20 protein-coding genes (1 of these 20 cut by a window edge) are annotated in these 17,278 nt (G+C 55.8%); 10 read left to right on the forward strand and 10 right to left on the reverse strand.

Going from position 1 to position 17,278, the window contains the following annotated elements; genetic code table 11:
• Positions 1-1,112, reverse strand: partial view of a tyrosine--tRNA ligase gene (gene tyrS / locus POR16_RS22180; protein WP_005896877.1) — the 5' portion only. It extends 88 nt beyond the left edge of the window; 1,112 of the gene's 1,200 nt are visible here — the first part of the coding sequence; it begins with the start codon at positions 1,110-1,112; the stop codon falls past the left edge of the window.
• Positions 1,113-1,313: 201 nt separating this feature from the next.
• On the opposite strand from tyrS, the gene POR16_RS22190 reads away from it, so the two are divergent.
• Both POR16_RS22190 and POR16_RS22195 read left to right on the forward strand, forming a co-directional pair.
• Positions 1,314-2,735: a peptidoglycan DD-metalloendopeptidase family protein gene (locus tag POR16_RS22190; RefSeq protein WP_005896875.1), complete on the forward strand. Its 1,422-nt coding sequence runs from the start codon at positions 1,314-1,316 to the stop codon at positions 2,733-2,735.
• Between the two features lie 3 nt (positions 2,736-2,738).
• Positions 2,739-3,833, forward strand: a complete 1,095-nt coding sequence (locus POR16_RS22195) for an anhydro-N-acetylmuramic acid kinase (protein ID WP_005896872.1) — start codon at positions 2,739-2,741, stop codon at positions 3,831-3,833.
• 63 nt (positions 3,834-3,896) lie between these two features.
• On the opposite strand, the gene erpA is transcribed toward POR16_RS22195, so the two are convergent.
• Together erpA and argC are read right to left on the reverse strand one after the other, a co-directional pair.
• Positions 3,897-4,247: an iron-sulfur cluster insertion protein ErpA gene (gene erpA / locus POR16_RS22200; protein WP_002551953.1), complete on the reverse strand. Its 351-nt coding sequence runs from the start codon at positions 4,245-4,247 to the stop codon at positions 3,897-3,899.
• A 106-nt stretch (positions 4,248-4,353) separates the two neighbouring features.
• A complete protein-coding gene (gene argC, locus POR16_RS22205; RefSeq protein ID WP_005896868.1) occupies positions 4,354-5,388 on the reverse strand; it encodes an N-acetyl-gamma-glutamyl-phosphate reductase in 1,035 nt (344 codons plus the stop codon).
• Between the two features lie 133 nt (positions 5,389-5,521).
• On the opposite strand from argC, the gene hemJ reads away from it, so the two are divergent.
• From hemJ to coq7, 5 genes are all read left to right on the forward strand, one after another.
• Positions 5,522-5,950, forward strand: coding sequence for a protoporphyrinogen oxidase HemJ (gene hemJ, locus POR16_RS22210; RefSeq protein WP_005896864.1), 429 nt, complete (start codon positions 5,522-5,524; stop codon positions 5,948-5,950).
• Positions 5,951-6,047: 97 nt separating this feature from the next.
• On the forward strand, positions 6,048-6,977 hold the full coding sequence (locus POR16_RS22215; RefSeq protein ID WP_122381155.1) for a DUF805 domain-containing protein: 930 nt from the start codon (positions 6,048-6,050) through the stop codon (positions 6,975-6,977).
• A gap of 56 nt (positions 6,978-7,033) precedes the next feature.
• Entirely contained in the window at positions 7,034-7,810 is a 777-nt protein-coding gene (locus tag POR16_RS22220; RefSeq protein WP_005896860.1) for an SDR family NAD(P)-dependent oxidoreductase, read from the forward strand.
• 101 nt (positions 7,811-7,911) lie between these two features.
• Positions 7,912-8,250 (forward strand): histidine triad nucleotide-binding protein, encoded by a 339-nt coding sequence (locus POR16_RS22225; protein WP_005896857.1) that lies wholly within the window; start codon positions 7,912-7,914, stop codon positions 8,248-8,250.
• Between the two features lie 120 nt (positions 8,251-8,370).
• Positions 8,371-9,018, forward strand: coding sequence for a 2-polyprenyl-3-methyl-6-methoxy-1,4-benzoquinone monooxygenase (coq7, locus tag POR16_RS22230; RefSeq protein WP_005896855.1), 648 nt, complete (start codon positions 8,371-8,373; stop codon positions 9,016-9,018).
• Positions 9,019-9,078: 60 nt separating this feature from the next.
• Here the strand turns inward: coq7 and speD are convergent, their stop codons facing one another.
• Positions 9,079-9,873: an adenosylmethionine decarboxylase gene (gene speD / locus POR16_RS22235; RefSeq protein WP_005896853.1), complete on the reverse strand. Its 795-nt coding sequence runs from the start codon at positions 9,871-9,873 to the stop codon at positions 9,079-9,081.
• Between the two features lie 243 nt (positions 9,874-10,116).
• Positions 10,117-10,539 (reverse strand): OsmC family protein, encoded by a 423-nt coding sequence (locus POR16_RS22240; RefSeq protein ID WP_005896851.1) that lies wholly within the window; start codon positions 10,537-10,539, stop codon positions 10,117-10,119.
• 223 nt (positions 10,540-10,762) lie between these two features.
• Here POR16_RS22240 and crp point away from each other — a divergent pair, with 223 nt between their 5' ends.
• Positions 10,763-11,407 carry a cAMP-activated global transcriptional regulator CRP gene (gene crp, locus POR16_RS22245; protein ID WP_024670550.1) on the forward strand — a complete coding sequence of 215 codons (645 nt, stop codon included), beginning with the start codon at positions 10,763-10,765 and terminating at the stop codon, positions 11,405-11,407.
• 11 nt (positions 11,408-11,418) lie between these two features.
• On the opposite strand, the gene POR16_RS22250 is transcribed toward crp, so the two are convergent.
• The 4 genes from POR16_RS22250 to POR16_RS22265 are packed head-to-tail and all read right to left on the reverse strand — an operon-like array spanning position 11,419 to position 14,648.
• Entirely contained in the window at positions 11,419-12,114 is a 696-nt protein-coding gene (locus POR16_RS22250) for a lipoyl protein ligase domain-containing protein (protein ID WP_005896847.1), read from the reverse strand.
• Between the two features lie 30 nt (positions 12,115-12,144).
• On the reverse strand, positions 12,145-12,981 hold the full coding sequence (gene trpC, locus POR16_RS22255) for an indole-3-glycerol phosphate synthase TrpC (protein WP_005896845.1): 837 nt from the start codon (positions 12,979-12,981) through the stop codon (positions 12,145-12,147).
• Positions 12,978-14,027 carry an anthranilate phosphoribosyltransferase gene (gene trpD / locus POR16_RS22260; RefSeq protein ID WP_005896843.1) on the reverse strand — a complete coding sequence of 350 codons (1,050 nt, stop codon included), beginning with the start codon at positions 14,025-14,027 and terminating at the stop codon, positions 12,978-12,980. Before trpD ends, trpC begins: the two co-directional genes overlap by 4 nt.
• 21 nt (positions 14,028-14,048) lie before the next feature.
• Positions 14,049-14,648, reverse strand: coding sequence for an aminodeoxychorismate/anthranilate synthase component II (locus POR16_RS22265; protein WP_005896841.1), 600 nt, complete (start codon positions 14,646-14,648; stop codon positions 14,049-14,051).
• Between the two features lie 494 nt (positions 14,649-15,142).
• On the opposite strand from POR16_RS22265, the gene POR16_RS22270 reads away from it, so the two are divergent.
• Positions 15,143-15,676 carry a hypothetical protein gene (locus POR16_RS22270; protein ID WP_005896839.1) on the forward strand — a complete coding sequence of 178 codons (534 nt, stop codon included), beginning with the start codon at positions 15,143-15,145 and terminating at the stop codon, positions 15,674-15,676.
• Positions 15,673-16,230, forward strand: coding sequence for a hypothetical protein (locus tag POR16_RS22275; protein ID WP_005896837.1), 558 nt, complete (start codon positions 15,673-15,675; stop codon positions 16,228-16,230). Before POR16_RS22270 ends, POR16_RS22275 begins: the two co-directional genes overlap by 4 nt.
• Before the next feature lie 65 nt (positions 16,231-16,295).
• Here POR16_RS22275 and POR16_RS22280 read toward each other — a convergent pair whose 3' ends face one another.
• On the reverse strand, positions 16,296-17,090 hold the full coding sequence (locus tag POR16_RS22280; protein WP_031597625.1) for a DNA adenine methylase: 795 nt from the start codon (positions 17,088-17,090) through the stop codon (positions 16,296-16,298).
• Positions 17,091-17,278 lie beyond the last annotated feature (188 nt).

The raw sequence follows: 17,278 nt of genomic DNA on the forward strand, positions 1-17,278 counted from the left end.
TCTACCACTTCACCATCTATACGTACGCCGCCGGACGCCAGCAGATCACGAGCAACTGCAGCATTCTTAACCAGCCCCGCCTTATTAAGGACGGCCGAGATAGGCATATCCTCAGCGGCAGCTACCGATATCTCCGGCAGGTCTTCCGGCAGCTCGCCTTCCTTCATACGGTTACCGGCAGAACGATGCGCACTGGCTGCCGCTTCTTCTCCATGAAAACGCGCAACCAGCTCTTCAGCCAGCTTGATTTTGATGTCCCGCGGATTGGCGCCCGCCTCGCAATCGGCTTTGAAACCATTGATCTCTTCCATGGAGCGAAAGCTCAACAGCTCAAAGTAGCGCCACATCAATGAATCCGGGATCGATACCAGCTTGCTGTACATAATGCCTGGCGCTTCCTGAATGCCGACATAGTTGCCCAGAGACTTGGACATCTTCTTCACGCCATCCAGCCCTTCCAGCAAAGGCATGGTCAGAATGCACTGCGGCTCTTGCCCGTACGAACGCTGAAGCTCACGCCCCATCAACAGGTTGAATTTCTGATCGGTGCCGCCCAGCTCGACGTCAGCCTTCAAGGCTACCGAGTCATACCCCTGCACCAGCGGGTAAAGAAACTCGTGGATGGCAATGGATTGATTGCTCTTATAGCGCTTGTCGAAATCGTCACGCTCAAGCATCCGCGCAACCGTGTATTGCGAAGACAGACGAATAAAATCAGCCGGGCTGAGTTTATCCATCCACGTCGAATTGAAGGCCACCTCGGTCTTCGCGGGGTCAAGGATCTTGAAAACCTGAGATTTGTAAGTCTCTGCGTAATCGAGAACCTGCTCACGCGTGAGCGGCGGGCGCGTGGCACTTTTGCCGCTAGGGTCGCCGATCATGCCGGTGAAGTCGCCGATCAGAAATATGACCTGGTGCCCCAGATCCTGAAACTGGCGCAGCTTGTTAATAAGGACGGTGTGCCCCAGGTGCAGATCAGGTGCTGTCGGGTCGAACCCGGCCTTGATACGCAGTGGCTGACCACGCTTGAGCTTTTCGACCAGCTCGGCCTCGACCAGGAGTTCATCTGCACCGCGCTTTATAAGCGCCAGCTGTTCTTCAACCGACTTCATTTCAGCCCCCAATTCAAAGGGGCTCAACCTTACAAGATCAGAGCCCAATTACAAGTTTTGCCCAGCCTTCACCTGCATATCGGTGACTGATACGCGGCAAGGGTTGCTTCGAGCAGGTTTTGGTTATATTTTATACAGTTATTTCATCTTCATCATGTCATTCATCTTTTCCATTTCACCTTTTTCAAAGTCAAATTACCTATGAAAGACACACCGCCTAAAGCGCCCCCGCTTTATCCGAAGAGTCACCTGCTCGCTGCAAGCGGCATCGCCGCATTGTTGAGCCTGGCTCTCCTGGTTTTCCCTTCAAGCGAAGTGGAAGCCAAACGAACGAACCTTGCCCTTGATCTGGAGATGCCGGATCAGGACGTACAAGACCAAGACGCTCCAGAAGCCACTCAAGCCACACCTGAAACCACCGAATCGCCATTCGCTCAAATCGACAACGCCGCCGAACAGGCACCAGACACTGAAACCGCGCAGGCTGAAGCCGAAAAACAGGCTCCAGTTGCCAAGGATCCGCTTCACCGGGAAGTCACTGTCAGTAAAGGCGATACCCTTTCGACTCTGTTTGAGAAGGTTGGTCTGCCGGCCGCGGCAGTCCATGAAGCCCTGGCCAGCGACAAACAGGCCAAGCAATTCAGCAAGCTGCAGAACGGTCAGACTCTGCAGTTCGAGCTTACGCCGGACGGCCAGCTCAAGCAGCTGCATACCAAACTCAGCGAACTCGAGACCATCAGCCTCTCGAAAACGGCCACAGGGTTTGCGTTCAACCGTGAAATCAGCAAGCCCAATGTGCGCAATGTCTATGTACACGGCGTCATCAACAGCTCCCTGTCCCAGTCAGCCCAGCGTGCAGGCCTGACCCATAGCATGACGATGGACATGGCCAATATCTTTGGCTACGACGTCGATTTCGCTCAGGACATCCGCAAGGGCGACCAGTTTGACGTGGTGTACGAGCAGAAAGTGGTGAACGGCAAGAGCGTCGGCACCGGCAACATTCTGGCCGCGCGCTTCACGAATCGGGGCAAGACTTACACTGCGGTTCGCTACACCAGCAAGCAAGGTACTACCAATTACTACACCGCCGACGGCAACAGCATGCGCAAGGCTTTCATCCGCACCCCGGTTGATTTCGCCCGCATCAGCTCGATGTTCTCGATGGGCCGCAAACACCCGATCCTGAACAAGATCCGTGCACACAAAGGTGTCGATTATGCAGCGCCACGCGGCACACCAATCAAGGCCACAGGCGATGGCAAGGTACTGCTGGCAGGCCGTCGCGGGGGCTACGGCAATACCGTAATTATCCAGCACGGCGACACCTATCGCACGCTGTATGGTCACATGCAGGGCTTCGCCAAAGGCGTGCAAACGGGCAGTTCCGTCAAGCAAGGCCAAGTGATCGGCTATATTGGAACGACCGGTCTGTCGACTGGCCCGCACTTGCACTATGAATTTCAGGTCAATGGCGTACACGTAGACCCATTGGGTCAGAAGCTTCCGATGGCGGATCCGATCGCCAAATCCGAAAAACAGCGGTTCATGCAGCAAAGCCAACCGTTGATGGCGCGCATGGATCAGGAAAAGGCCACCACGCTGGCCTCGAATAAAAGGTAATCCATGGCCTACTTCTATATAGGTGTGATGTCCGGCAGCAGCCTTGATGGGATTGATATCGCCCTGCTGGAGCAGGATGACCGATCAAAACTGCTGGCAACTCACTACATTCCAATGCCGGAAGACCTGCATGCGGAATTACTCGCGCTTTGCTCAAGCGGCGCGGATGAGCTCGCTCGCGCAGCCATTGCGGAACAGAAGTGGTGCCGCCTGGTCGCAGAGGGTGTTCTGGCTTTGCTTAAAGAGCAGAACATGGTCGCTGGTCAGATACGCGCCATTGGCAGCCACGGCCAGACGATTCGGCACGAGCCTGCTCGCGGCTACAGCATCCAGATCGGCAACCCCGCCCTCTTGGCCGAACTGACCGAAATAACAGTGGTAAGCGACTTCCGTCGTCGCGACATTGCTGCTGGAGGTCAGGGCGCACCGCTGGTGCCTGCCTTTCACGAAGCGCTGTTCGATGACAACAAAAATCACCGCGCTGTGCTGAATATCGGCGGCTTCAGCAACCTGAGCCTGATTGAGTCTGATCGACCGGTCGAGGGTTTCGACAGCGGTCCGGGCAACGTGTTGCTCGATGCGTGGATACAGTCGCAGCGCCACGAAAGCTATGACAAGGACGGCGCGTGGGCCGCGAGCGGCAAGGTCAACCCGGACCTGCTCAAAAAACTACTCAGCGATCAATTCTTCCTGACCAAGGGCCCTAAAAGCACAGGCCGGGAAGTATTCAATCTGGGCTGGGTGCATCATCATCTGTTCCAGCTACCTACGCTGGCACCGGAAGATGTACAAGCCACACTACTGGAACTGACGGCGCTGACGATTACTGAATCCCTGCAATCCGCACAAGCGACCACCACGCAACTGCTGGTCTGCGGTGGCGGCGCGCACAACGCGGCCTTGATGCAACGTATCGCCGAGCTGTTGCCTGATACCGAGGTCAACAGCACTCAGAAGTTTGGCGTCGACCCTGACTGGGTAGAGGCGATGGCGTTTGCCTGGCTCGCTCATTGCTGCCTTGAAGGCGTACCTGCCAACCGGCCAACGGTCACCGGCGCCAAGGGCCGCAGGGTTCTCGGCGCAATCTATCCGGCCTGAATCCTGAAAGCAAAACGCAAAACGCCGCTCGTATGAGCGGCGTTTTTGTTACAGCTGGCCCCGTCAGATCGAGAACGAAGAGCCGCAACCACAGGTAGTCGATGCATTCGGGTTCTTGATAACGAATCGCGAACCCTCAAGCCCTTCCTGATAATCGACTTCCGCGCCAGCCAGATACTGGAAACTCATCGGATCGACCACCAGGCTGACGCCTTCTCGCTCGACGATTGTATCGTCGTCTGCCACGTCTTCATCAAACGTGAAGCCGTACTGAAAGCCCGAGCAACCGCCACCTGTAACGAATACACGCAGTTTAAGGCGGTCATTACCCTCTTCGTCGACCAGGGTTTTCACCTTGTGCGCTGCATTTGGGGTGAATTCCAAAGCCGTAGGCGTGAAGGATTCAACACTCATGTCAGATATCTCCCGGCATCAGCCGTCGTAATGCGTAATGACGGCATTATCCGCTTCTCCTAGAAAATCGGTCAACTATTTGCGCGGCAACGCCTCAGCGACCCCTTCAAGGCATCATTCCCGCATGGGACAGCCCTGCACGCTCATCCAGGCCAAACATGATGTTCATGTTCTGAACCGCCTGACCCGACGCACCCTTGACCAGATTGTCGATGACCGAAAGCACCACAACCAGATCGCCGCCCTGCGGACGGTGCACGGCGATACGGCAAACGTTGGCGCCGCGTACGCTACGAGTCTCTGGATGACTGCCCGCCGGCATGACATCCACGAAAGGCTCGTCGGCGTAGCGCTTTTCGAAAAGCGCCTGCAGGTCTACGGAGCGATCAGTGACCGTCGCATACAGCGTGGAGTGAATGCCCCGAATCATCGGCACCAGGTGCGGAACGAAGGTCAGGCCGACATCCCCACCTGCGGCGCGGCGCAAGCCCTGAGTGATTTCAGGCAAGTGACGGTGGCCTTTTACAGCATAAGCCTTGAAGCTCTCGTTGGCCTCGGAGTACAGAGAGCCAATGCTCAACCCGCGACCAGCGCCACTCACACCTGATTTGCAGTCGGCAATCAGGCGAGTGTTATCGGCAATGCCTGCTTCAAGCAACGGCAGGAAGCCCAGTTGGGTAGCAGTCGGATAGCAACCCGGCACGGCGATCAGGCGCGCGCTTTTTATCTGCTCGCGATTGACTTCAGGCAGCCCGTAAACCGCGTCCTTCAGCAGCTCCGGCGCACCATGGGGCTGGCCGTACCACTTGGCCCACTCCTCCGAGTCCTGCAGACGGAAGTCGGCAGACAGGTCAATGACCCTGGTGCCTGCGGCAAGCAGCTCACCTGCCAGGGCATGGGCTACGCCATGAGGCGTGGCAAAGAACACGACGTCACAAGCGCCCAGGGTTTTAACGTCAGGCACGCTGAACGCCAGGCCGTCGTAATGGCCTCGCAGGTTCGGGTACATGTCGGCGACTGGAAGACCGGCCTCCGAGCGAGAGGTAATAACCACCACTTCTGCCTGCGGATGCTGTGCCAACAGACGCAGCAGCTCGACACCGGTGTAACCCGTGCCGCCGACGATACCGACCTTGACCATAACCTGCCCTCAACGAAACAACTGGAAAGCGGTCGATAATAGGAGCCTATGGCGTCTGCGACAACCGACAACGTGACGTATGGATGCACAAGACACTACTATTCGGCCACCGTGAACCTGGGAATAACTAAAAATGCTCTATCTATGGATCAAAGCGCTGCACATTATTTCAATGGTCTGCTGGTTTGCAGGCCTCTTCTACCTGCCAAGGCTGTTCGTTTATCACTCGATGAGTGAAGACGCTGTCAGCCGTGAGCGTTTCGAGGTAATGGAACGCAAGCTGTACCGCGGCATCATGGGGCCAGCAATGATTGCCACGCTGATTTTCGGCGGCTGGTTGATCAGCTTCAACCCCAGCGGCTACTTCAGCCAGGGCTGGATGCACGCGAAGCTGGCGCTGGTGGTGCTGTTGATCGGTTACCACCATGTGTGCGGCGCGCAGATCAAGCGTTTCGCCCGTGGCGAGAATGGCCGCAGCCATGTGTTTTATCGCTGGTTCAATGAAATTCCGGTACTGGTCCTGATCGCCGTGGTCATTCTGGTTATCGTCCGACCGTTCTGATCGGTTATCACACCGTGCGTATTCGGACCATGAAAGGACGCTCTGCATGGGCAGAGCAATCCTCGAATGCTCCTAACTCAAGACAAGGAAGCCCTGTATGACCGAAACCCTTTTCAAGATCATGTTTGCAGGGAAGGTGCGTGACGGCGTAGAGCCAGAAACTGCACAGGCCAACCTGGCCGGACTGTTCAAGAGCGAAACGGCGGCTGTTCAAAAGCTGTTTAACGGTGAACCTGTAGCGCTCAAACGCGGCTTGGTCCGGGCGGAGGCCGAACGTTACATCGACGCTCTGAAAAACGCGGGTGTTGAAGCCTATCTCGAGCCCGATGAGGCGATCAGCCTCAATCTCGATGAAGTCTCCACTCAGGCCACGCCCTGGTCGCCCGCCAGACAGGCGCCCGCGGACGCCTCTCCGTATGCGCCACCCAAGGCGCAGGTCGTCAATGAGCAGTATGGGCATTCGACGCTCAAGGTCTTCACCACTCACGGGCGCATCGGCCGCCTGCGGTTTCTGGCATGGAGCATGGTTCAGTGCGTCACCCTGGTAGCGTTGATGGCGCTTGCCCTGATGGTCCTGAACTGGTCGCTGGTCGGCGGAGGCTTGCTGATCGCGGTCCTGGTGGTGGTGTTCATGACAATCGGCGTGATGATAGGCGTACAGAGGCTGCACGATCTTGGCTGGTCAGGCTGGCTCTTGCTGTTGAATCTGGTGCCCTTTGTAGGCACGTTGTTCCCCTTCCTGATGATGCTGCTGCCCGGCACACGAGGCCCAAATCAGTTTGGTCCGCCGCCGCCGCCCAACACGCGGGGCGTCAAGGTGCTGGGCATTATCTGGATTGTCATGATCCCGATTATTTCGGTGGCCAGTATCTATTACAGCATCGGCAAACTCGCTCAGGCGGAACTGGCGCTGCAGACCGATGAGTATGAGCAATCCCTGCCCTACGACGATGAAGAGGACAAGGACAGTGCCTTGACGGCGCCGGCGGATGTCTACCAAGAGCCCAAAGACAACAGCAGCCAGTAACAGACGGCCCACGGTTCGGCGCAACGCCGGGCGCAACACGCTCAATGGAGAAATGCATGACCCGTTACGCCCTGATCACCGGTGCTTCCAGCGGTATAGGCCTGGCGATGGCCGAGGCGCTGGCACGCCGTGGTCGCAGCTTGATCCTGGTCGCACGCCAACGCGATCTTCTGGAAACGATTGCTCTGGAGCTGACCCAGCGCTTTGGCGTCGAAGTACTGTTTCGCGCATGCGACCTGGGCGAGCCGCTAAGACTGTCAGGTTTTCTGCTGGAGCTGGAAGACGGCGCGCATCAGATCGACTTGCTGGTCAATGCCGCCGGCATTGGTACTTGCGGCCCCTTTCTGGCGCAGGACTGGGGCGCCGAACAAGACCTGATCGACCTTAATATTCTGGCCCTCACGCGCCTGTGCCATACCGTTGGCAACCTCATGGCTATTCAGGGCGGTGGGCAAATACTCAATGTCGCTTCGGTGGCGGCTTTCCAGCCTGGGCCGTGGATGAGCACCTACTACGCGAGCAAGGCCTACGTGCTGCACTTCTCCGAAGGGCTGCGCGAAGAGGTGAAGAAGGCCGGGGTCAAGGTCTCGGTATTGTGCCCGGGGCCAACCAGAACGGCTTTTTTCCGCACCGCGCAGCTACAGGTGAACGTCGACAACCTGATGAGCCCTGAAGAAGTTGCGCTGTACACCGTGCGTGCGCTGGGAAAAAACCGTGCAGTCATCATTCCAGGTTTCAGCAACAGGTTCTGGACGCTCAGCCCGCGCCTGGTTTCGCGCTGGCTGGCGCGGCAGATCAGCGGCTACATCAACAAGAAATTCTGCCCGCGCTGACGACAAACGACTGGGCTACTCGTACCTCGCTCAGTACACTCGGGCTCGTTGCTGCATGGCAATACCCTGCTACGCCCATCAACCGACAAGGAGCAACGGCTGTGGAAACTTTGTTTACCAAGATCATCAACCGGGAAATTCCGGCAAAGATCATCTACGAAGATGATCAGGTTCTGGCCTTTCACGACATTGCCCCTCAGGCACCTGTGCATTTTCTGGTTATCCCGAAAAAACCCATTCGCACCCTGAGCGATCTAACCGAAGAGGACAAAAGCCTGGCAGGACATATCCTGTTCACTGCGCAGCGTCTGGCCATCGAGCTGGGCTGCGAAGAAGGCTTTCGGGTGGTAATGAACTGCAACGAGCTGGGCGGACAGACCGTTTATCACATTCATATGCACGTGCTGGGTCAGCGTCAGATGAATTGGCCTCCGGGTTGATCCAGCGTTTGCAGGCATGATCGCGACCAGCGAAGCAGATGATCGCTGACCACACGAGACAGGCCCTGCCACCTCCGGCTGATTGGGGTAAACTGCCCGCATGATCTTCCGGAGGTGCCCATGGCTACCGAACGTCAATACTCCCCACTCGACCGTCTGTTACTTCAAGCCGATAGCGCAATGCGCACATTGCTGCCGTCCAGCGCTCACGCCCGACGCCCTTCTCCCGCAGTCGTCCAGCCAGACCACAAGATGAGTGACGTCGACACGCGTCACGTGGCGGGCCTCATGCGTATCAACCACACCGGAGAAGTCTGTGCCCAGGCGCTGTATCAGGGTCAGGCGCTGACCGCAAAGTTGCCCAAGGTACGCAAGGCGATGGAGCACGCCGCCGAAGAAGAGATCGATCACCTGGTCTGGTGCGAGCAGCGCATTCGTCAACTTGGCAGCCACACCAGCGTGCTGAACCCGCTGTTCTACAGCCTGTCATTCGGCATGGGCGCAGTAGCCGGCATTATCAGTGACCGGGTCAGCCTGGGCTTTGTGGCGGCGACAGAGGATCAGGTTTGCAAGCACTTGAGCGAGCACCTGGTCCAACTGCCGAGCGAAGACGGCAAGTCCCGGGCGATTCTTGAACAGATGCTCAGCGATGAAGAACACCACGCCGAATCTGCCTTGGAGGCAGGCGGCTTCCGCTTCCCTGCCCCGGTCAAGTTCGGCATGAGTGTGCTGGCCAAGGTCATGACCAAGTCGACTTATCGCATCTGACCAAAGCCCCACGAAAAAAGGCGCCTGCAAGAGGCGCCTTTTTCATTTCCGAAATCCGGCTTATACGGCTACGTTACGGCCGTAAAAGATTTCCAGCATTTCGTGTTTGACCTTCGCTGTCACTTGCTCGCGCTGCTCGACAGACAGGTTGCTGGTAGCGTCGCCGAACAGGTAGTTATCCAGTTCGAACTGCTTGAGCAGCATCTTGGTGTGGAACAGGTTTTCCTGATACACGTTCACGTCGGTCATCTGGTAACCGTTGCGTGTGTCTTCGGACAGGTAGTTCTGGATCGAGTTGATTTCGTGATCGATGAAGTGCTTCTTGCCTTCCACGTCGCGGGTAAAGCCGCGCACGCGATAATCGACGGTCACGATGTCCGACTCGAACTTGTGAATCAGATAATTCAGCGCCTTTAGCGGTGAAATGACGCCACAGGTCGACACGTCGATATCCACCCGGAACGTGGCAATGCCATCTACCGGGTGAATTTCAGGGTAGGTGTGAACCGTGATGTGGCTCTTGTCCAGGTGCGCCAGGATAGTTTCCGGCAATGGACCTGGCGACTCTTCGATCTGGCTTTCGGTAGGCGTCACCGGCTGCTCGGAGATCAGAATGGTCACACTGGCACCTTGTGGATCGTAATCCTGACGCGCAATGTTCAGGATGTTGGCACCAATGATATCGACAACATCAGTCAGAATCCGCGTGAGGCGTTCTGCGTCGTACACACTGTTGATGTACTCGACATACGCCTGCTGGTCTTGCGGGGTTTCCGCATAGCAGATGTCATAAATGTTGAAGCTCAAGGTCTTTGTCAGGTTATTGAACCCGTGGAGCTTGAGTTTGCTTTTCACCGTTAAAAACTCTCTATATGGGTGCGGCGCCAGCCGCGTGATCAAGCATGCCCGTCAGGTGAGCCCGGCTCATCTGCGTAGGACGGTTAACACCTCTTCGCGTTGGCGATTTTGGTTATCTGTTCGGGCTGCCAGCAGAAAAACCAATGCACGCTGCGCCCTGAAAAAGTGGCGCATTATGCAGACGTCCGAAGCCGTCTGCCAGAGTGTGCGCCGTTTTTATGATCGTTGGATGTCTGACGTTCAGCCCAGTTCGACAATTTCATAATCGTGAGTGATCTTTACACCCCCGTTTACGAGCATGATCGAGGCCGAGCAATACTTCTCTGCAGACAGCTCAATGGCACGCTTGACCTGAGTCTCCTTGAGCCCGCGGCCCTTCACAACGAAGTGCAGATGAATTTTTGTGAATATTTTCGGCTCTTCGTCTGCGCGCTCGGCTTCAAGAAAGGCTTCGCAGCTTTCGACAGGCTGACGCGACTTCTTGAGGATGCTGACCACGTCAAAGCTGCTGCAGCCGCCCAGGCCCAACAGCACCATTTCCATTGGCCGAACACCCAGATTGCGCCCACCGCTTTCAGGCGGACCGTCCATTACCACTACATGACCGCTGCCGGACTCTCCGAGAAACATGGACTCGCCGGCCCATTGGATGCGTGCCTTCATCGCCAGGACTCCATTCTAAAACTGCATTGTAAAAAAGGGGGACGCAAGCTTAGCACAGCGCCAAACCCTGACCGAACACTCAGAAAAAATGCTTTTTGCAGGAAACGTGTAGGAACATTCGCAAATAGCACCCGTTACGCCTTGAAAAGCTGCTGAGAACCCAGGTGCAGCCGATACCTATAGGTATGCCATTTGGCCATAGTCTCTATTTCGGAAGTACCGCATGGTCGCAATAACCTTTACACCTCAAGCCAGCAGGCTGGACAAGCTACTCGCTCATGCGGAACGTCGTCGCTATGCAGCGAAAAGCAACATCATCAACGCAGGCGATCATTCCGAGTCGTTGTTTCTGATTCTCAAAGGCTCGGTCACTGTGCTGATTGAGGATGACGAGCGCAGGGAAATGATAGTTGCCTATCTGAACAACGGCGATTTCTTCGGCGAGTTGGGTCTGTTCGAGCAACCGGGGCGTGAATCCGTGCGCAGTGCATGGGTACGAGCCAAGACCGAGTGCGAGGTCGCCGAAATCTCCTACGACACCTTCCGCGAGCTAGTCAGGCAGGATCCGGAAATTCTCTACGCACTCGGCAGCCAGATGGCCGAACGCCTGCGCAACACCACGCGCAAGGTGGGTGACCTGGCGTTTCTCGACGTGACCGGACGCGTGGCGCGCACGTTGCTGGACTTGTGCAAACAGCCAGACGCCATGACCCATCCGGACGGCATGCAGATCAAGATCACCCGCCAGGAGATCGGCCGCATCGTGGGCTGTTCGAGGGAGATGGTCGGCCGCGTGCTGAAGGCTCTGGAAGAACAAAGCCTGGTCAACGTCAAAGGCAAAACCATGGTGGTCTACGGCACACGCTGATGCGCTGGCGATCAGAGCTCGGCCAGCATGCGCCGGTAACGCTGTGCCAGATGCTCGAGAACCTGCGCATCGGGAAACGCTTCGTGCAGGGCAATGTGACTCTCGGCACGTACACGCTGATCAAGCTCACATAGTTCATTGAAACGATTGACTGCTGCCACCATCTGCGCGCGCTGGTCATCCAGCAGCAACGCACCGTGAGCCAACACAACGGGACGTGTTCCGCCCTGACTCTGGCGCCAGCGCTGAGCCGTGCCGACCATTTTTCGACCATCTAGATTGACGTTGAAACGACCGTCGCAGAAGGCGCCGGCCACTTCACCCAGCGAAGCCTGACCGCCCAATGCGAGCAGCAGGTCGAGAATCGGCTGGCACAGGCGCAGATAAGCAGTTTCGATGCGATCCCGATCAGAGTCCGCCGCAGGCTGGGCATAGACCAGTGCGATATTGACAGTGGCGCAAGACTGCGGAACCGGCTCACCACCGGTTTCGCGCAACAGAACAGGCCAGCCGTTATCCGTCATTGTCTCGCTGGCTTCGATAAAACCTGGGAGGCGGCTCATGCGTCGCGGTATCACCAGCGCTTGATCGGTGGGTCGCCAGAGCAGCAAACCGTGGTCTGCCTCGCCTGCACACACGCTAGCCAATAGCTCCTGCTCGGCTTGCAAGCCTTGTTCGACACAGATGTCGATGATCGAGTCTTGCATGCCAGCCCTCAGCGCGCGCAGTAGATGCGGTTAATGGGTGGAAGAACCACTCACGACTGATTTGCGCTCAGGAAAGAACAGCCGCTGCAGTTCATCGCCCGGATGGACGGCACGCATGAAGGCTTCGCCCACCAGGAATGAATAAATACTGTTGATTTCCATCAACTCGACATCCGCGCGGTTGAGAATGCCGCTTTCAGTGACAAGCAGACGATCCTGCGGGATACGGTGCAGCAGATCCAGCGTGGTTTCGAGGCTGACCTCGAAAGTGTGGAGGTTGCGATTGTTGACCCCCACCAGCGGCGTATCGAGCACCTTGAGCGCGCGATCCAGTTCGGCGCCGTCATGCACTTCAACCAGCACGTCCAGCCCGACACTCTTGGCGACGGCAGCCAGCTCAGCCATACGCCCGTCGTCCAGTGCCGATACGATCAGCAGAATACAGTCCGCACCAATGGCTCGCGCCTCGTACACCTGATACGGGTCAATCATGAAATCCTTGCGGATAACCGGCAAATTGCAGGCTGCGCGCGCCTGTTGCAGGTAGGCATCGGAGCCCTGAAAGAAATCAACATCGGTCAATACGGACAAACAGGTCGCGCCCCCCGCTTGATAGCTTCTGGCAATATCGGCGGGCAGAAAGTTTTCCCGGATAACGCCCTTGCTCGGCGACGCCTTCTTGATTTCCGCAATGACGGCGGGCTGCTTCAGCCTGGCCTGGGTGATCAGCGCATTGGCAAAACCACGGGGTGCATCAGCCTTCGCGATCTCTTGCTCGAGGTCAGTCAGGCTAACGACCGCACGACGGGCAGAGATTTCATCAGCTTTTCGATCAAGAATTTTTTCCAGTACAGTGGGCAAGCTCATCCTTCGTTCTCCTGTTTGAATACAGCCGTGAAAGCACCCAACTCTTCCAGTTTTTCCCGAGCCAGACCGGTGTGCAAAGCATCGTGCGCCAGTGCCACACCCTCTTTCAGACTTGTGGCGTGGTCAGCGGCATAAAGCGCAGCACCGGCATTGAGCACGATCATCTCCGCAGCTTTCTGCCCGTTCTCGGTCTTGCGACGGCCCAGCGCATCACGAATCAGTTCCAGGGAAGCGGCGGGGCTTTCCACTGCAAGGCCATAAAGACTCTGACTCTTGATGCCCAGATCTTCAGGCTGAACCCAGTACTCTGTCACTTCGCCATTCTTCAATTCGGCTACGAAGGTGGGCGCGGCCAGACTGAACTCGTCCAGCCCATCCTGCGAATGCACCACCAGTACGTGCTTGCTGCCCAGACGCAACAGCACCTCGGCCAGCGGGCGGCATAGCGCCTGATTGAACACGCCGACGATTTGATGACGCACGCCGGCCGGGTTCGTCAGCGGGCCAAGCATATTGAACAATGTACGCAGCCCCAACTCCCGGCGAGGGCCGGCAGTGTGTTTCATGGCGCGGTGATGAGACTGCGCGAACATGAAGCCGATACCGACGCTGTCAATGCATCGAGCCACCTGAACAGGCGTCAGATTGAGGTATACACCCGCCGCTTCCAGCAAATCGGCACTGCCACTTTTGCCGGAAACGGCACGGTTGCCGTGCTTGGCCACCGTGCAGCCAGCGGCGGCAATAACAAATGCCGACGCGGTGGACACGTTGAAAATATTCGCGCCGTCGCCACCAGTGCCGACGATGTCGACAACGCCATCAAGGGTTTTCAGTTCGACCTTGTCGGCCAGCTCGCGCATGACCGAAACCGCACCGACAATCTCGTCGATGGTTTCGCTCTTCATGCGCATGCCCATCAGAAAAGAGCCGATCTGCGCTTCGGTGCATTGCCCGGTCATGATTTCGCGCATGACGTCGCTCATCTCTTCAGTGGTCAGGTCCAGCTGATTGACCACGCGATTCAGCGCACCTTTGATATTCATGGGGGTACTCATAAGAAGTCCTTAGACCTGACGATGGCCGCCGCTCTGTTTGAGGAAATTGGCGAACAACTCGTGACCTTGCTCGGTCAGGATCGACTCGGGATGAAACTGTACGCCCTCGATGTTCAATGTCTTGTGGCGCAGGCCCATGATCTCGTCAACAGAGCCATCTTCAAGCGACGTCCATGCCGTCACTTCCAGGCACTCGGGTAACGTGTCGCGCTTGACCACCAGCGAGTGGTAGCGGGTTACCACCAATGGATGATTAAGGCCTTCGAACACGCCACCGTCTTCGTGTACCACCGGGCTGGTCTTGCCATGCATTACCTGACGCGCACGCACCACCTCGCCCCCGAATGCCTGGCCAATGGACTGATGCCCAAGGCAGACACCCAGAATCGGCAATTTGCCGGCGAAGTGGTTGATCACCTCAAGCGATACGCCTGCTTCGTTGGGCGTACACGGACCGGGCGATACCACGATGCGCTCGGGGTTCAGGGCTTCGATCTGGGCAATGGTCAGTTCGTCATTGCGAATGACTTTGACGTCTGCTCCCAGCTCACCGAGGTACTGCACAACGTTGTAGGTAAAGGAGTCGTAGTTATCGATCATCAGTAGCATTTCTTACCCAACCTATTGAATTTACTGATCTTTTACCAAGAAATCTAAAAACTAAACCCGCTTTAATACCCGCTTTTTATTGAGCTGTATTCAGCCCGGCTGTCGGCATGAATTGCGGTATTTGGCTTGGTTCTGCAGAGCCGGAAATCCGGCAAAAGAAAGAGTCAGGCGCGCCAACGCCAGCGGGCGTGGGCCTTGATCACACGCATCAAGAGTTTGCTGACAGTCGTCACGGAAGGATGCTCATCTGGTTGATTCGGGACAGTAGCTTACCGAGGAACACGGTGCAATATCATTGTACGATAGAAAAAGACGAGTGGATGCACACAGATTAGCTAAAGACCACCCCTCAGGCGGCATCAATGTAAACGCTGCTCTATCGCCTCTGACAGGTTTTCAACTACCGTATGCATAGATATACGGCATACCATTCAAAGCTCTGGAGCTGTCAGACATCCCAGCACCTCCACCCACTTACCTATCGGAGATCCCCCTTGACCAAAAAAAGTTTTAGTGACTTTGTGAATGAGAAAAAATCTCCTTCGTCTCAAAAATTTGACCCACAAGAGCAGATCGAGGAATGGCGCAAACTACTCGACGATCTCTACACAGAGGTTCGTACTTTTCTAACGCCTTTCATCACCGAAGGTTCTACAGAGCTTACCCTTCATCCGATCATGATTCGCGAGGAATCACTGGGCATCTATCAGGTTGAAAGCGCAGTATTAAGAATAGGTAACATTAAGTACATATTTTCACCGGTAGGAACCATGCTTATTGGCTCAAAAGGCCGTGTCGACATCGTAGGCCCAAAGGGAACAAGAAGCGTTGCCCTGATAAAAGGTACAGGCCCTAAAGTCACTGTAACAGTCACAATTGGTGACGAGAAACCAATTCGTAAACCGCAGCCAAATAGTGGCCAAGAAGAGCTTCCATGGCGCTGGGTCATACTATCTGCCAAACCTCCGTACAAATACTCTGAGTGGAACAAGGAAAACTTCCAAGAACTGATAATGGATATGGCATGAGGAGAATCGTATTTCAGCCATCCGGATTGCATTTAAAATACTCAGACATAGCTGATTATTATGAAGGCGTCCGAACTGCAATAGGTACATTTTATCTAGGCGGAAGCGATGCCTATATCGACAAATACGCATTCTCCACTCCTGAACAAGTAATTGATGCCTACAAGCGAGAGTCTGACGAGTTCGAGACATCAACTTGCCTAACTGTACTCGCAGCGCTTGAGGCGCGGTTTAGGATAGATTATCTCGCAAGGGTTGATAAAAAGTTGAAAGACCCTCTCAGTCGTGCATTCCGAAAGCTATACGGAAAGCACAAACTAGAGATGAGGTTCGACGACATTTTAGCTGCTTGGAAAAATCATGTTCCTTCGTCAGCACCATATATTGAAAAGCTAAGGACCGCCCAAAAATACAGGCACTGGCTTGCGCATGGTAGATATTGGACACCAAAGCTAGGCCGCCGACACGGTTTCTCTGATCTCTACGAGCTATCGTCTGGAATAGAAGAGGCTTTCCCATTCGAACGGCTGGAGATTCCAAGCTTTGCCACCTGAAAAAGCGTGGCGTGAGATACCAGGCTTTTAGAAACCATACGAATTTTGGGTCCAGATAGACCAAGTTAAAATAATCCATTCATTAACTTTGGTTCCCAATTCATGACTATAAGCTCACCGGCGACGGCAGAAGTTCCATGCCGTTGATTGGTCGTCGTGTATCGGATATCCAGCATCTCAAAATGGAACCCGTCGAACACTCGCCTTATGTCTGGATGGTCATTGATACTGACCATCACTTTCCCTTTGCACCTGCGCATGAAATCAGCCATCCGCTCATAATTCTCGAATGGGAAATCCACACCGTACCCGGCAGTCTGCCAGTAAGGCGGGTCCATATAATGGAAGGTGTGAGGCCGGTCGTAACGCTCGGCACATTCGAGCCACGGCAGGTTCTCCACATATGTACCTGACAAACGCTGCCAGGCCGCAGAAAGGTTCTCCTCGATCCGTAGCAGGTTGATGGCTGGTCCCGTCGTTGCGGTCCCGAACGTCTGTCCGCTGACCTTCCCCGCAAAGGCATGATGCTGAAGATAGAAGAATCGGGCCGCGCGCTGGATGTCGGTAAGCGTTTCGGGGCGGGTCATCTTCTGCCACTCAAATACCTGGCGCGAGCTGAGCGCCCATTTGAACTGGCGGACAAATTCTTCAAGGTGGTTTTGGACGACGCGATACAGCGTGACCAAGTCTCCGTTGATGTCGTTCAAGACCTCAACCGGGGCGGCCTGAGGACGCATGAAGTAGAGGGCCGCACCGCCTGCGAACACTTCGACATAGCATTCGTGGGGTGGGAACAGCGGGATGAGACGGTCGGCAAGGCGGCGTTTGCCGCCCATCCAAGGGATGATGGGTGTGGACATAGAAAGCAAGACCTTTACTGTATATATAGACAGGTGCTAGGCTCGCTTCGCTTTGTGCACGAAGCGAGAGCCTTGGCTGGACTTGCAGGGGTAATCTGCGGGGACGGCGACCGGGCGTGGTGTTGGCGCATCACGACTGGTCGCTCTTTTTCAACTTAGGGCGGCGGTTGATTGACTCGTAACCGAAG

The organism is Pseudomonas coronafaciens pv. oryzae str. 1_6 (assembly GCF_000156995.2).
GTDB lineage: Bacteria > Pseudomonadota > Gammaproteobacteria > Pseudomonadales > Pseudomonadaceae > Aquipseudomonas > Aquipseudomonas tremae.